This window comes from Rhodococcus sp. DK176 (genome assembly GCF_038447315.2).
GTDB lineage: Bacteria > Actinomycetota > Actinomycetes > Mycobacteriales > Mycobacteriaceae > Rhodococcus_F > Rhodococcus_F jostii_A.
This window is the reverse complement of record NZ_CP118321.2, coordinates 760595-774444: the sequence shown is the minus strand read 5'-3', so window position 1 is coordinate 774444 and position 13850 is coordinate 760595. Positions and strand designations below refer to the sequence as shown.

Annotated in this window: 18 protein-coding genes and 3 pseudogenes; 6 read left to right on the top strand and 15 right to left on the bottom strand. The window is 66.9% G+C overall.

Going from position 1 to position 13850, the window contains the following annotated elements; genetic code table 11:
- Positions 1–199: 199 nt before the first annotated feature.
- A complete protein-coding gene (locus PSR88_RS03600) occupies positions 200–964 on the bottom strand; it encodes a TetR/AcrR family transcriptional regulator (protein WP_237724216.1) in 765 nt (254 codons plus the stop codon).
- 685 nt (positions 965–1649) lie between these two features.
- On the opposite strand from PSR88_RS03600, the gene PSR88_RS03595 reads away from it, so the two are divergent.
- Positions 1650–1925: a hypothetical protein gene (locus PSR88_RS03595; protein ID WP_011593959.1), complete on the top strand. Its 276-nt coding sequence runs from the start codon at positions 1650–1652 to the stop codon at positions 1923–1925.
- Between the two features lie 359 nt (positions 1926–2284).
- On the opposite strand, the pseudogene PSR88_RS03590 reads toward PSR88_RS03595, so the two are convergent.
- The 11 genes and pseudogenes from PSR88_RS03590 to PSR88_RS03540 all read right to left on the bottom strand — a co-directional run bounded on the left by PSR88_RS03590 (position 2285) and on the right by PSR88_RS03540 (position 8170).
- Positions 2285–2562 (bottom strand): annotated as a pseudogene (locus tag PSR88_RS03590) (gas vesicle protein K).
- A gap of 62 nt (positions 2563–2624) precedes the next feature.
- A complete protein-coding gene (locus tag PSR88_RS03585) occupies positions 2625–2834 on the bottom strand; it encodes a gas vesicle protein (RefSeq protein ID WP_411755674.1) in 210 nt (69 codons plus the stop codon).
- 5 nt (positions 2835–2839) lie between these two features.
- The gene (locus PSR88_RS03580; protein ID WP_016884875.1) at positions 2840–3088 is read right to left on the bottom strand and encodes a GvpL/GvpF family gas vesicle protein; all 249 of its coding nucleotides are present in this window, start codon (positions 3086–3088) and stop codon (positions 2840–2842) included.
- Complete coding sequence (gvpJ, locus tag PSR88_RS03575; RefSeq protein WP_016884874.1) at positions 3075–3479, bottom strand: gas vesicle protein GvpJ; 405 nt, start codon at positions 3477–3479, stop codon at positions 3075–3077. The genes PSR88_RS03580 and gvpJ (PSR88_RS03575) overlap by 14 nt, the downstream gene beginning before the upstream one ends.
- On the bottom strand, positions 3476–3754 hold the full coding sequence (gene gvpO / locus PSR88_RS03570) for a gas vesicle protein GvpO (protein WP_011593955.1): 279 nt from the start codon (positions 3752–3754) through the stop codon (positions 3476–3478). The genes gvpJ (PSR88_RS03575) and gvpO overlap by 4 nt, the downstream gene beginning before the upstream one ends.
- Before the next feature lie 7 nt (positions 3755–3761).
- On the bottom strand, positions 3762–4013 hold the full coding sequence (locus PSR88_RS03565) for a gas vesicle protein GvpG (RefSeq protein WP_011593954.1): 252 nt from the start codon (positions 4011–4013) through the stop codon (positions 3762–3764).
- Between the two features lie 4 nt (positions 4014–4017).
- Positions 4018–4824, bottom strand: a complete 807-nt coding sequence (locus PSR88_RS03560) for a GvpL/GvpF family gas vesicle protein (RefSeq protein WP_009480808.1) — start codon at positions 4822–4824, stop codon at positions 4018–4020.
- Entirely contained in the window at positions 4824–5198 is a 375-nt protein-coding gene (gene gvpJ, locus PSR88_RS03555; protein WP_011593952.1) for a gas vesicle protein GvpJ, read from the bottom strand. The genes PSR88_RS03560 and gvpJ (PSR88_RS03555) overlap by 1 nt, the downstream gene beginning before the upstream one ends.
- Positions 5195–6556 carry an SRPBCC family protein gene (locus tag PSR88_RS03550; RefSeq protein ID WP_342338056.1) on the bottom strand — a complete coding sequence of 454 codons (1362 nt, stop codon included), beginning with the start codon at positions 6554–6556 and terminating at the stop codon, positions 5195–5197. The genes gvpJ (PSR88_RS03555) and PSR88_RS03550 overlap by 4 nt, the downstream gene beginning before the upstream one ends.
- Before the next feature lie 5 nt (positions 6557–6561).
- Positions 6562–7320: a hypothetical protein gene (locus PSR88_RS03545; RefSeq protein ID WP_342338055.1), complete on the bottom strand. Its 759-nt coding sequence runs from the start codon at positions 7318–7320 to the stop codon at positions 6562–6564.
- Between the two features lie 463 nt (positions 7321–7783).
- Positions 7784–8170, bottom strand: a complete 387-nt coding sequence (locus PSR88_RS03540) for a hypothetical protein (RefSeq protein WP_342338054.1) — start codon at positions 8168–8170, stop codon at positions 7784–7786.
- Here PSR88_RS03540 and PSR88_RS03535 point away from each other — a divergent pair.
- A complete protein-coding gene (locus PSR88_RS03535) occupies positions 8145–8750 on the top strand; it encodes a hypothetical protein (RefSeq protein ID WP_342338053.1) in 606 nt (201 codons plus the stop codon). The two genes, PSR88_RS03540 and PSR88_RS03535, sit on opposite strands and share 26 nt — an antisense overlap.
- Positions 8751–8851: 101 nt before the next feature.
- Here the strand turns inward: PSR88_RS03535 and PSR88_RS03530 are convergent.
- Positions 8852–9266, bottom strand: a pseudogene (locus PSR88_RS03530) (PAS domain-containing protein).
- 986 nt (positions 9267–10252) lie between these two features.
- On the opposite strand from PSR88_RS03530, the gene gvpJ (PSR88_RS03525) reads away from it, so the two are divergent.
- The 3 genes and pseudogenes from gvpJ (PSR88_RS03525) (at position 10253) to PSR88_RS03515 (ending at position 11893) form a co-directional block, all read left to right on the top strand.
- Positions 10253–10615 carry a gas vesicle protein GvpJ gene (gene gvpJ / locus PSR88_RS03525; RefSeq protein WP_009473324.1) on the top strand — a complete coding sequence of 121 codons (363 nt, stop codon included), beginning with the start codon at positions 10253–10255 and terminating at the stop codon, positions 10613–10615.
- 229 nt (positions 10616–10844) lie between these two features.
- Positions 10845–11346: pseudogene (locus PSR88_RS03520) on the top strand (CHAD domain-containing protein); the annotation flags it as partial.
- A 151-nt stretch (positions 11347–11497) separates the two neighbouring features.
- Positions 11498–11893, top strand: coding sequence for a hypothetical protein (locus PSR88_RS03515; RefSeq protein ID WP_009473321.1), 396 nt, complete (start codon positions 11498–11500; stop codon positions 11891–11893).
- Positions 11894–11967: 74 nt separating this feature from the next.
- Here PSR88_RS03515 and PSR88_RS03510 read toward each other — a convergent pair whose 3' ends face one another.
- Both PSR88_RS03510 and PSR88_RS03505 read right to left on the bottom strand, forming a co-directional pair.
- The gene (locus tag PSR88_RS03510; RefSeq protein ID WP_016881697.1) at positions 11968–12453 is read right to left on the bottom strand and encodes a DUF4190 domain-containing protein; all 486 of its coding nucleotides are present in this window, start codon (positions 12451–12453) and stop codon (positions 11968–11970) included.
- Positions 12454–12729: 276 nt separating this feature from the next.
- The gene (locus tag PSR88_RS03505; protein WP_016881698.1) at positions 12730–13083 is read right to left on the bottom strand and encodes a hypothetical protein; all 354 of its coding nucleotides are present in this window, start codon (positions 13081–13083) and stop codon (positions 12730–12732) included.
- A 154-nt stretch (positions 13084–13237) separates the two neighbouring features.
- Here PSR88_RS03505 and PSR88_RS03500 point away from each other — a divergent pair, with 154 nt between their 5' ends.
- The gene (locus PSR88_RS03500; RefSeq protein ID WP_009473318.1) at positions 13238–13525 is read left to right on the top strand and encodes a hypothetical protein; all 288 of its coding nucleotides are present in this window, start codon (positions 13238–13240) and stop codon (positions 13523–13525) included.
- Positions 13526–13850: the final 325 nt, after the last annotated feature.

Sequence of the window (13850 nt, the reverse complement as noted above, 5' to 3'; positions counted from 1 at the left end):
TCTGCCAGTCCTGGTCGGTCGGGGGGCCCATCGGACGTCGGCGACGGCGGTACGCCGAGTCGGGTGGCGACCTGCTCCCACGACATGCCCGCGGCGAGAGCCGCGGGCACGGCGCGGGCGAGGTACTCGTCGGTCTGTTCGCCCGCTGGTGCGGAACCGATGGTGTCGCGTCCGTTCCCGGGAGCGGTCACGGATTCCTTCATGGGGCCGACCTCATCGGTCGGAGATTCGTGGGCACCGTGGATCGCGCCGCACCGGATACTCCGTCGCGCGACGGACCGACATGGGATGCGACCGGTGGGACCGGGTGTTCGGGATCAGGATCGATCGGCGTGTCCGTGGGTGCGGCGGTGACTGGTGTGCGGCGGTGCGCGAAGTGCAGGAAGTACGTTTCGTCTTCTGGGGTGGTGAGCGCGGGCAGCAGCACCCGCCAACTCTCATCCACCTGGCGGGCCCCGGCGTCGGGGATGCCGGTCCCGGTGGCGTGCAGCTGGGCACCGTAGGCAACTGCGATGAGTACCTCGGCGACCTCCTGCGGATCGAGGCCCGCCCGGAAATCTCCCTCCGCGATGGCCCGCTCCACCAGGCCCCGAAACGCTTCGGTCCAAGTGTGGATGGTCGTGGTACGAAGATGGCCGCTGCTGTCGCCGATCTCGCGGACCAACCGGAACGCGGCCCGCACCATCGCCTCCCTTCGACCCGCATCCGCCAGGGTGTAGGAGAGCTCGATGAGCGCTTCGACGGCACGGGGATGGCGGCGTATCAGCCGCGAGCGAAGATGGCCCATGCGGTTCATCCCCTCGGAGATGACCGCGTCGGCGAGGGCCGGTTTCGACGTGAAATGGTGGTACACCGCGCCCTTGCCGACGCCCGAGTGCCCGGTGATGATCTCCAAAGTCGTGTTTACATACCCGTTTCGGTCGAATTCTTCGGCCGCACGCTGCAATACGCTATTCCGGGTCACGCGAGCCCGTTGTTGAATGACGATCACTCCTTCTTGAGGGGTCACTTTCGACGGCGATGTCTTCTATATGTGAGGTGCCGAAAGCTGTGCTGCGGCGGTATGCACCGGGGAGTAATTCTTGATCTGGTTTCGGGATGAGTCGCCGCTCATGGCGGTGGCTCGGCTCCCACCTGGTGAGCCGAGCCGCCGCCGTTCCAGGGTGTATACGCCGATCAGCCGATTCCGATGCCGCCGCCGAATGTCACACTGAGCCACTTCAGGAACGCCTCGAAGGCGATCGAGAGGTCAATACCTGCAGAACCCATGAACCTTCACTCCTCTTACCTGTTGTCGTTTACGAGATCATCCATCCCGCTTACCTGCATATCGCTCGGAGGTGCCCTCGTCGTTTCACCGAAACCGAAATTGGACACGATTTCGGACTTAACGAAAGACCAAATTCATTTGGACGAGTGATCAAAATAGGAAATGGACGAGTGATCAAAATGTGCGAAATCCCTGGGGTGAATCAGGACCAGGGGACTGGATCGATCCGGTGTGGCGTGGGTGCCGGATCTGCTTCCGCGTTCGGCGCCGCGCAACACAACGGGCCGTCGTGGCGATACATGGGCGGGGCGGGGTTGGGTGATCGATCGCGTCAGCGACCGTCGCCCTCGGCAACCAAGGAAGTTTTTCAGTGCTCGGTATGAACCTGTTCTGGGTGGTCGCGGTGCTCGCTGCCACGCTGATCGTGGTCGCAGCATCTTTCGCCGCGGCGGTCACCGCTGACGCGGCGTCTCGCAGGCAGGGGCCGGAACGGGCCGATCAGGTTGCATCCGACCCGGGGACGCGGGTGCTCACGGTCGAGTCACGGCATGGCGGACGGGATTGGCACCGGGTCGCGATACGGGCGTGGACGGTCTGTGTGGCCGCCTCTCTTATCGTGGTCGCGTTCGTCGGTGTGCTGATCATCGTGGGATGAGGATCAGCACTGGGCCACACCGCCCCTGAAGATCGAGATCGGAAGGCGCACAGTCCACCCGACCGTCACATCCGCCCAGCGGACGGGGATCACGTCCAGTGAGCTCGGGGTTCAGCATCGGTTACTTCACGCGGTTTCGAGGTGTCTGTCCGCGGTGCTCTCACCGACGGGCGCGGTCTCAGTCCGCCAGCGCCCTCGCCGGCTCCGGCCGTTCCGTGACCCCGCCGGGGGGTTCATCCGGCGGGGTATTGGGCCACCGCGCGGTCTGGGCGCGGCGACACCCTCAACGGTAGCTGTGTCACGGGTCGGCGTCCGGACGGAGCTGCCACCGTGGTGGGACAGAAATTGAGTGATCTCGGTTATTCGTTGGACAGCAGCGGCCCGAGTGGTCCGAGGTCGATGTTGAGGTCCTCGGAGTCAACCCGAACCGATCCCACCCTTCGGCCATGCGGGTCCTCGAGCAGCATCAGTGTCGTCCCGATCCGCTCGATCTGTTCGTCGCTGAGATCTCCGTGCTCGACCCTGCGCAGGGCCTGCCCGCTCCATCAGCTGACGCAGCAATTCGACGAGGATGAGAACCAGGGTGACCGGGCCACGTTCGACCGATTCGGGTCGGCGCCCCGATACGTTGCGGCAGTACACGGTGGCCCTCCCCGGTTAGGCGTCCAGCTCGGCGGGGCTTGCGCCAACTGTCCGGGATCAGTCATCGGTGGTATCCGGCCCCTTCGGAGGCGGCTCCAGGGCGCTGACCGAGGCGATGAGGGTGCGCAGCGAGATCCGCACCATGTCCACGTCGGCCAGCGACAGCGTGATCTCGCCGGTGATGACGACGCCGCCACCGAGCACCCGGTCGAGCAGGTCGACGAGGGCGATGCGGCGAGTGTCGTCCGCGGGGACCGCGGGGACCATGTCGCTCATGGATTCGCCCGATCGATCCCCGCGAAGGAGTATGGGGGCCACGGTCCGGTCATCTCCAGAGTCACACTCTCATGTTTGGTGTCGAGTGCCGCGACGGCCGAGGCGGATTCGTCGGCAAGTTCGTCGGCAAGTTCGTCGGTGCGGACCGGTTCGCCGGCCAGTCCGGTCACCCCGGCCGGTCGGGCATCGTCGACGCAGTCGGAGGTGATGCCGCACGGCCACCCCCCGTCGTCACTCGCGGTCATCGTCGTCTCGCCGCCTGCCCTCCACCTCGATCGGACTACCCGACTCCACCTCGGGACGCACCGTCCGGTCGGACTCGAGTGCGGCAATGCGCTCCGTGAGTTGTCGGTTCTCGAGTTCGAGGTCGCTGCTCTTGCCGGTCAGCCAGGGATCGTTCTCCCACCAGTTGATCCCGACCTCCTTCGCCGTCTCCAGCGACGCGATGACCAACCGCACCTTGATCGTCAGCAGTTCGATGTCGAGGAGGTTGACCTGAATGTCCCCGGCGATCACCAGGCCCTTGTCGAGTACCCGCTCGAGGATTTCCCCGAGATTCGTCGACTGGTGCCCGCCACCCATCCCGCCGGTGGGGCTCTGCGGAAGGCGCCCGGAGTTCGCGCCGGACAGGGTCATGACTGGTCAACGGCACCGCGGCTGTAGCGGCGGGTTCTGCGGTAGGACAACAACTCTCCGTCCATATCCAACACCACTTCGTACAGGGCGAGCAGGTCGGTCGAGGACGGGATGCGCCGATCCTCGACCACTTCCACTTCCACGGTCCACCCGTCGTCGGTCGGCATCACCGACGTCGCACCGAGCGGCTTCTTGCCCGTCAGCTGGGTGATGTCCCGCACCGCAAGCTCGGCGATGTCCTGCGCCGGCAGTGTCGGTGGCTGCTCCTGCGCCATGACCTGCTCACTCCCTCTCCGGAGTGGTGGGCTGAGCCGTTCCGGTCATTCGGTCGAGGATGGCCTGCTGCGCCTGCTCTTCCTCCTCGGCGGAGATCTCACCCCGCTCGCGGGCCTCGTCCAACTCCTCGAGCGCGCGGCGGGCGCTGGCGGGATCGTGCAGTTCCTCCTCGACCTGCCGCTGAATCAACTCGGCCAGCGAGATCACCCCACGCACCGGCGCGAGCGGCAGGGTGACGATGAACGAGAGCAGTCCCATCGCCTCAGCCCTCCGGCGTCGGGGACAGCACGAAGTCGTAGGCGGCGAGCGGTCCGAGCAGCCGCATCTCGACCCGGCCGTCCCACTGCTCCGCCAACGCTCCCACCGCCTGCTCGAGCTCGTCCTGCCGGGCAACCTCGACCAGGACCGCCACCTGGGCGGCATCCTCCTCGTGGGTGGGTTCGCGGACGTTGACCGAGTCGGCCAGCGAGTCGAGGGCCTCGACCACCGTGGCCGTATCTTCCTCCCGCTTCGCGACGATGGCGTTGGCCACGATCTCGCCGAGGGCCATCCGGGCGTCGCGGGTGGCGGCCTCCGGCTGGTCCCGGATCGTGTCGCGCAGGGCGCTGGCCCGCTCGTTCTCGCCGATCACCTCCCACAGGATTGCGTGTTCGACGTAGCGGCCCTTCACCACGTATTGGGCCTTACCCTCGAGTTCCTCCATGGCGGCGGCGAACTCGTCGGCGTGCGCGGTGAGCAGTTCGTCCTTCACCGCGTCGGTGTCGGTCAGGACCGCCCCGAACCGCAGCGGCAGTACCGGTGCCACCCGCGCAACACCGTCCAGCAGGTGGGCGTGGGCCTGGAGGTCCGCGGGTTTACCGATCGGCCGGTCCACCGAAATTTCACTGACCAGCGCCGCGATGTCGCCGTGTTTGATGGTGCTCACCCGCGAGTCGTCGACGCCGACCGCGTCGTCTTCGGTCTCCACATCCGCGGGCACGATGCCGTAGACGTAGACGCCGGTGGTACGCGGCTCTTCGGACGCATCGGCAGCCTGGTCCGACGCATCGGCCTGCTTCGACGTGGACATCATTTGTCCCCTCTGCTGGATTTACGTGACACCCGCTCGCGCTCGGGCTCCTCTTCTCCGCCGCCGAGGAGGTCACCGAGTTTGTCGCCGGCAGCCTCGAGCGCGCCCTTGGTCTTCGACTTGGCACCGCCCTCAGTGGCGCCGCCCACCAGGTCGGACAGGCCCTTGGGTTCGCTGCCGATCTCGAGCCGGTTCACCGCCTCCGCGAACCGCAGATACGTGTCGACACTGGCCACGACGATGCGGGCGTCGATCGTCAACAGTTCGATCCCGACCAGCGAGACCCGCACGTACGCGTCGATGACCAGACCCTTGTCCAGGATGGTGTCGATGACGTCGGCGAGGCTGCTCGAGCTGGGCCCACCGGTGGTCATCGGCGGGCTCCTCGCCTCGAGGCGGCGGACTTGGTGGCCGCGGTCTTGCGTGGACGGCCACGGCGTGCCGGTGCAGTGTCTTCACCCGACGCCGCGGTCTTGCGTGGGCGGCCACGGCGTTTCGGCGGTTCACTCGCGGCCGCGGTCTTGCGCGGACGGCCGCGGCGTGCCGGCGCGGGCGCCTCGTCCTCCTCGGCCTCCTCGTCGACCGCTTCCTCACCCTCGTCCTCGTCAGCCTCGTCTTCCTCTGCCTCGGGCTCCTCGTCCTCGTCAGCCTCGTCTTCCTCTACCTCGGGTTCCTCGTCCTCGGCCTCGTCTGTTTCCTCCGGCTCCTCGTATTCGTCCTCGTCTGCCTCGGGCTCCTCGTCCTCGGCTTCGTCTGTTTCCTCCGGCTCCTCGTACTCGTCCTCTGCCTCGGGCTCCTCGCCCTCGTCCTCGTCGCTTTCCTCGAGCTCTTCCGACTCCTCCGGCTGCGCCTCGTCCTCTTCGGGCTCGACCACCTGACCGTCCCGGATCTCTCCGCGCCAGCCCTCGACGTCGTCGGGATGGAGGATCGACTGTGTCATGACGTGGCGTGCAAAGTGTTTCAATTCCAGCCGTGCTCGGCGTCCCTGCGCACGCCAGAGGTTTCCCGTCTTCTCGAACAACCCCTTCGGGTGATACTCGAGAATCAGAACGATGCGGGTGAGATCCGGGGTCACCTCGTGGAACGTCACCGCACCGTCGATGAACCCCTTGGCGCCCTTCGAGCGCCACACGATCCGCTCGTCGGGAACCTGCTCGAGGATCGTCGCTTCCCAGGTGCGATGCGAAAGGAAGATCTGCGCCTTCCACTCGAGCTTCTCGTCCGATTCCTGCTCGACCCGTTCGACCTTCTTCATGAACGACGGAAAGTCGGCGAATTGGGTCCATTGGTTGTAGGCCAGCTGAACCGGGACCCCGACATCGATCGTTTCGACGATGTTGGTCAACTTCAGCTTCTTGCCTTTTCCGCTACCGCCACCACCACCGCCGGTGACCGCGTCCTTGAGGTCGGACGCCTTGTCCTTGACCGTCTGCTTGGCGCCCTCCCACCAGCCGCCACCGGTGTCGGACTCGTCCGGTGACTCATCGTCATCCGACTCATCGTCATCCGTTTTCTCGGAACCGGTGAGGGCGGCGAGCAGCCCTCCTTCGCCGCCGTTCTCGGCGTACTCGGTGAGCCGCCCGGAGGTGTTCGCCACCTTGTCCGAGACCGAGGACAGTGCCTTCTCGGCGACCGTGCCGACCAGTCTCTGCATTGCTTCCTGCAGCACGCTCGACGATCCGTCCCCGTCACCCGGTGCGGCCTCTCGTAGTTTCTTCGCGGCGCTCGTCATCGCCATCACCTCCGTGCCCGTCGGACGGGCGCTGAATCAGTGGTGGCCTTGGCCCGTGTCCTGCGTTTGCGGGCAGGAGCCTCTTCGTCGTCTTCGTCTGACTTCGCGGTTGACTTCGCGGTCCGCGACCTGCTCGCGGTGGGCCGGGAACTGCCGGAGTTCGAGGCCCGGCGGCGCGGCGTGGGCCGCTTACGTGGGGCCGGTTCCTCGTCGGCCTCGTCTTCGTCCGGCTCCTCGGCCCCTGCCTCGTCCTCGGCCCCTGCCTCGTCCTCGGCCGCTGCCTCGTCCTCGCCGCGCTCCTCGTAGTCGTCGGCCTCGTCTTCCTCGCCGGCGAGTTCGTCCTCCGGCTGTTCGTCGGTACCGGGCTGCTCGTCGTCCCGCGAGCGAGTGCGCTTCTTGCGACCGAATCTGCTCACCTTGGTGACATCGGTGACGTTGTCCGTGGCATCACCGACGGTGCCCGTGATCTCCTGGCCGCCCGATTGCAGCCGGTTGCTCAGCGAGTCGATGCGCTGGCTGGCAGCGGTGACCGCTGCCGCCTTCGCCGCGCTGACTAGTTCACCCCGGACCGTGTCGCCGAGTTTGGCGACCTCCGGGGAATTCGAGAGCATCTTGGTGCCGAGGGTGAGCAGCTCCCGCGGTCCGCCGGGGAAGCGTCCGGCCGTCCCGGCCCCGGCGAGCATCAGTGCCAGCTTCATCCGGCGGGTGCGCCCCAGCAGATAGCCCGCACCGATCGCGGCCGCCATCTGAGTCTTGTTGTTCATCGTGGAACCCCTTTTTTGCCGAGTGGTCACTTAGCACCTCTCGCCAACCTCGGAGATGTGTCGCAGGACCGTTTCGGAGATGTGCCGCAAGACCGTGCGCGGTAGGGGTGCGCGTTTTTTGACTACCCCAACCCGGGAACGCTCAATCACCAGCACAACCACTACTCCGGCCGACCCCACGGATGCCCCGTTTCTGCATCCACTCGTGCAGAAAGTCCGGCCGTCGATGATCCCGGAGCCTCCTGCAGCGACCGTGTCGAACCGTTGCGGCCGCGCATGGCATTACCTCTCGGAGATGTTGCCGTGCAGGGGAATTAAGTACTTAACGGTCGTTCCGTGGGGGTTCTTGTGCAAACGGAATTGGACGGAATCGCATGGTTGCGGAATGTCGCGATGAATTTTTTTGGTGGAGCGTCGTGTGCCGCCTGCTCACGAAATCGGTACTGCCCGCCCGTCGATCAGGTCAGCCTGCGGCGGCCCGCACCGCCGCGACGATCGCCATGACAAGCAGGGCCAGCAGCAGGACCACGAGCAGTACCGGCCCGAGGAGGAGTCCGAGGGCCAGGAGGAGGAGCAGGGCGATCTTGGCCTTGGTGCTCAATCCGGAGGCCAGCCCTTTGATCGCCGCCCACACCGGATTCTTACCCGTCAGGGCGGCCCGAACGCCCTCGAGTCCGGCTTGCATGCCCACCCCGCCGTGCGCGACCTCGTCGACGAGGGTTTTGATCCACTCCTGGATCTTTCGTTGGATTTTGTCCGTCAGCACGGCGCCGCGGTCTCGCGCCGCCTCCAGCAGCCGGTGAAGGTGGGTTTTGAGCCATTCGATGGCGGCCTCGACCGACCGCGACACCAGGCCCGGGGTGGTGTCGGCGGACCCGCCGCGGTCGGTGTCCTTCGCTGACGAGTCCGGTCGGCTTGTGCGAGTCGGTGCGGTGGACCGCGGGTGCGCGGACGTGCGCGGCCCCTCACCTCGGGGATGTGTGCGGGCCGCCGGCTTCGCGGTGGTGGCCCGCGCCGGCGCACGCCCGGAGGACTCCTCGCCGTCGGCGCGCCGCCGACGGGGTGTGCCCGAGGCCGACGCGGCGGTGGCGTCCGTTCGTCTCGGTCGTGGCGTCGGCTCCGCCGTCCGTGGGCTGCTGCGCCGCGAGGTGGCTCTGGTCGAGGTCGCGGCGGCCGGACGCCTGCGCGGCAGCCGCCCCGCCTCGGTTGTGGCGGTCGCCGCGAACCTCTTCGCCGCCGTGGATGTCCGGGCCTTCGGCTTGGTTGTGGTGGTCGGGTTGTCGCCGCCGGTGGTCGTGCCGTGGCCGACTGTGCCGCCTCGGTGCGAGGGTGTCCGGCCGCCCGTTCTCGCTCGTGCACCCATACATCGCAAGTACCCCCGGGTCGATCCGCGGAAACCGGATTCAGCGCCGAACACTGCACCGACGTGACACCACCGTCGCTATTCGACCACTGGATCAGGAACTGCTCTCGCCTGAGACGGGCTCCGAGTCCCGGACCGTTGGGATGACCGAGTGGCTGGTGTGGAACGTCAACCGAAATCCTTTGCGGGAGCACCATCCCACAGCAATTCGGTGACGTCGTGGAAGCAGACGAGCGTGACGGGGTCGTCGTGACGCTCGAGCACCGACTCGCTGACGAATGCGCGAACGGTCGAGCCGTCTCGATGCGTCAACGCGACGAGTTTCCCGGCGCTCTCCCGTAGCTCGGCCACGGCCGACGGGCCCGGGGACGCCGTCTGCATCAGATCACCGATCAACTGGCTATCGACCTCGTTCGGTGGATAGTCGAGCATCCGCCCGAACGCCCGGTTCGAGTACACGACGACACCCGTCGTGTTGCACCGCGAGGACGGGCACCGGCAACCGCTCGAGCAACACGAGAGCGGGTAACCGCTCGAGGTAACCCAGCGCGGTGTCCGGGTCCGGGCGTCGTCTCTCGTCCATATGTCGATCATCGGCCTCCGTCGTGTGCCGTTACATCGACCGACGCTGGGGCCACCGTAGAGTGCGCAGATCCCGGGTGACCCCGTTGGTCGGTTTCGGGTGCTGGTCACCGCCCGTGGTGGCAACCGCCCCGCCAGCGACGGCGCGGTTACCGGCCCCGAGCCGACTGCTGTCTCCTTCGAGGGACCGAGGAATACTGGAACCGGATCGCCTCGGCTTTTCCGCGCGATGCGGTGGACCGCCGGTGACACCGATCTTCGGCGGTCATCCGCGGCCGGGTGGATGCCGTTCGGGTACGGGGGCCGTTTTTGACCGAACCGGGCCCGCTGTTGCGTGAAGGCGAGGGCGTCCTGCTGCATGCGTCGTTGCCGACGAATAATGCTCCCTCGGGCGCGGGCGCGGGCGCAGCGCCTCGTCGTCGAGGAGGGCGGCGGCGCGATCGCCGTCGACCAGCAGGCGCTCGTTTGCTGGTCTGCCTGACGATGGTCTGCGTGGCCGCGGCGGCGGCGAGTGCTCCGAGGAGTAGAAGCAGGAGCAGGGCGACGTCGATGTTCAGGGGGTCACTAATCCTTTGTCCCGTTAGTTTCGTGCCCGGAACTTCGCTACGGCGCAACCTCCCGGCGGGCTTAGCAACAGCCCGAGAACGAGGGGGAGGACGAGGGCGACCGGTGCCGTGCCGCTCAACTCGGACACCAGCCCCTAAACGCGGCTCGCACCCGGTTGACGATCACCGGGAACCGACCAGGCGGCCCGTTCGTCCATCCGCCACACGTACGAATTTCCCAGTCAGTTCCGGTTTTTCACCGGTTGAAGATGCGCTGTTACGGGTAGTCCGGTCGGGGGTGGACCGCACCGGCACTCGCACGAGGGCAACGAGACGGCAGAGCAGCCGAGGAACGACCGCCTCGCAGGCGCAGTGACGAGCCACCCCGCAAGCGCAGCGCCCAACCGAAAACCTCCGGGAGCCGGAAACAAGGAGCGCAGCTATGACCACAGGCGGACCGAGCTCGAGCAGCCTGGCCGACGTCATCGACACCATCCTGGACAAGGGCCTGGTCATCGACGCGTACGTGCGGGTCTCGCTGGTCGGGATCGAACTGTTGACGATCGACGCCCGCATCGTCGTGGCCAGTGTCGACACGTACCTGCGTTTCGCGGAGGCGGTGAACCGGCTCGAGATCGGCAGCGAACCCAAGGGCCTGACCGACGTCGTCTCCGACATCAAGGGCAGCGGCAGCACGAAGTCCAAGACCAAAGGTGTCCTCGAGGGCGTCGGGGAAACGCTCAGTGAGCTGCTCAGCGGATCGGGAAGCGAACGCGAACCCGAACGCCGCCGGAGGCGGAAGTGACCTCCACAGACCACACCGACACCCCCGACGACAACAACGAGGCTGCTCCGGCCGCCGGGATCAACGCACAGGCATCAGCCCGCGGACGTGGAACCCGAAGACGGCGCCACCGGCATCCACGACACCCCGATCAAGATCGTCGCACACGGCGGCATCTCCGCACCCCGGCACTTTTCGCTCTGTAGAGCGCTGACAGAGTGCGCCGACCCTACGGTTTTGCGATGGGGAAGACGGTGATCTGCTCGCCGAGCAACACCGTCACCTCGAGCATGCGATGGCGGTCCTCGACAGCGGCCGCTACCGGGCACTGATGGCCGTATTGGCGCAGTGCCGCACCGGCCCACCGTTCATCGCGCCCGCCGATTCCCGTTCCATCCGCAAGGCGACCCGCAAGGCCGGGCGCAAGGCGGACAAGAGATTGATTGCCGCGGTCGCCGACACCGATGACGCGGCGCTGCATCGGGCGTGGAAGGCCGCCAAGCGGGCCCGCTACGCCGCCGAACTCGCCAGGCCGGTCCTCGGTAAGAAGAAGACCACAAAGAAGGCCGCCGAATACAAGAAGATTCAGACGGTGCTGAGCGAGCACCAGGACAGCGTCGTGGCCGCCGAGACCCTCCGCACGCTCGGTGCCCGGACCGGCACCACACCGGGCGAGAACGGGTTCGCGTTCGGGCTGCTACGGGCTCGAACGACAGGCGGCCCCGCAGGCGCGAGCAGACGCCGCGCAACTGCCAGTTAGCCCATTCGTGGGTGGGACCCCGGGTCGTGCGTGTCAGGGTGGGCCCGCAGCCCGCGCAGTCGGTTACGCACGCGCAAACCTGGGTAGTCGCGGCGAAAGATTAACTTTGATCCGAAGGTCGGGGCGCCGGAGGTTGTCCGCCGATGACCGATATCGTCACCGTCACCGAGAACGGGCGCTACCGGCTGCATCTCGAGCGCCGTCTGCACCACAACTGTGACGAGGTGTGGCGGGTCCTTCGCCGGCTGCATCCCGAATGCGTCGGCACGGGCATGGCGTGCCGTGCCCGGCCGCCCAACCTGCTCGAGTACGCCTGCGGGGAGATCGTGCTGCGGTGGGACATCACCAGTGACGGTCACTCGCGGTCGGTTCTGCGGTTCAGTCACTGTTGCCCCAGCCGACAGGACGGCATCGAAGAGATGGGCTGGTGGCTCACCGAACTCGACGTCCTCGGCGAACTACTCGACGGCGTGAACGTGACCGATTTCCGGCGCCGTGCCGAGGACATGATCGACCGCTGCCGACGCGCGTTCGAATAAAAGAGGATCGAGGGCAGATGAGTCCCACACTCATCGGTGGACTGTTTTTGAGGCGCCCGATGCTGTGGGCGGTGTCAGGGCTGCGGGACCTCGACGTTGTCGGGGACTGTGTCGCGCATCTTGTCCACTTCCTGTTCGATCCGATCGACGGCGCTGTCGTTGTTGAGGACGGTGACCACCCCGGCGGCGAAGGCAATCGAGATGACGATCGCCAGCCCGCTCAACACCAGGCCGGCGATCGCCACACCCTTGCCGGTGATCCCCACCCGGCGGGCCGCCCGCAGGCCGATCACCCCGAGGATCACCCCGATGATGCCCAGCACCAGCCCGACCGGGGACAGGATCACGATCAACACACACACGAACGCGGCCACCCCGAAGGCGAGCGCGAATGCCGCGGCCGCGCTGGTGCGCGCCGGCTTGGTCACCACCCGCTTCTCGACGGCGACGGCGACGGGGCGGTCGTCGACAGGGCGGTCGTCGACAGGGCGGTTATCGACTCCGGGTTCCATGCGCCGCGGGTCGCCGTCGCGTCCCGGGCCGGTCAGTGGTTTGCTCATCGTTACCTCCGTGTCGGCGGTCGCCTTGTGCGGCTCTGTCGGGACACCCCGTGATCTGGTGTGCCACCACACAAAGCATGCCCAGCTCACGCGCGCTCCAACCCGGAGCGGCCCCAGGGCGCCTGTCGTTGCCGGCGGTGAATCTTCTCGGGCACGGGAGGAGGCCACCGTGCGGCGACTACCGATCCCGAATAGACGTCGGCCGCTATCCGGTCCTCTGTGGCGAGAGCGTCGAACCATTTCCACCGCGGACAAGCCGACGGAATGAGAGCTGGCTCAGGAGGGATCGATTCCGTTCGGCCGGTGGTGGCGACGCGCGTAGAAGCGGTCCCGTTGCTCGTCGAGCAGGATCAGGCCCCGGTGTCGGATGCGCTGGTGCTCGCGGGCGATCAGTAGGTGGACGGCGGCGATGTGTCGAGTCAGGGCGTCGGCGCGGCGGGCCGCGTTCTCGTCGGCCAGCAGGTAGGCGGCGGCGCGGTCGCCGGCGATGAGGAACCGCTCGTAGACGAGCCGAGTGTGTGCCTGCTCGTCGAGATGGGATTGCGCGATCACCTCGACCAGCTGTCGGGGCACGCGCAGCAGCCGGTCGGGGAACCGGAGAAGGGACAGCGTGAGACCGCCGAGCGTCACACCGCGGATCGTAGCCGGATCGCTGTGCCTGGTGCCTGTTGACGCGGAAATCTGGGGGTCGGCTTGCGGCTCGCATGGTGGGTTCAGGTCGCGCTGTCGCGGGTAACCCGAGCCCACATCCCGTACGACTGCCCCCAACCAGGACCGATCCGACATGACCTCACACCGGCACATCACCACCGATCACGACGAGATCCGCGGTTGGATTCAGGCGCATCACGGCGTACCGGCACGAACGGCGACGACCACCGACACCGCAGCCGCCCTGCATATCGACTTTGCCGCGGTCCGCCCCGGCGAGCTCGAGCACATCTCCTGGGAGGAGTGGTTCACCGCGTTCGATGCGCAAGGCCTCGCCCTGTGTTACCCGGAGCCGCATCTGCGCGGGGGAGCGAGCGCGTGGTTCGAACTCGTGCCCCGCCGCGGCGGGATTGACCCGTGAGGTGGCCGGCGTGGCAGGCGTACTGCGGCATCGACGCGGGTACCCGGTCCGGGTGGGGCAAGCCGATGTCGAGAGGCCCCGCGTGAAGGTGATCGACGATGAGCAATCTGTACTACCCACTGGCTGTTGCGCTGTACATCATCGTGGCACTCTGGCAAGGCAATCTCGGCCACTGGTGACCTCGACCGAGTGCGTCCGTCGGGTCCGGGTGGTCTGCCGCCCGATGTAGAAAATCGACGAGATTCGAGGACCCCACCGTTGCTCCTCGATGGTGGCAGCGTGGTGTGCCCGAACCTTTGGGGGATGGTTGATGGCGGCGGACGGT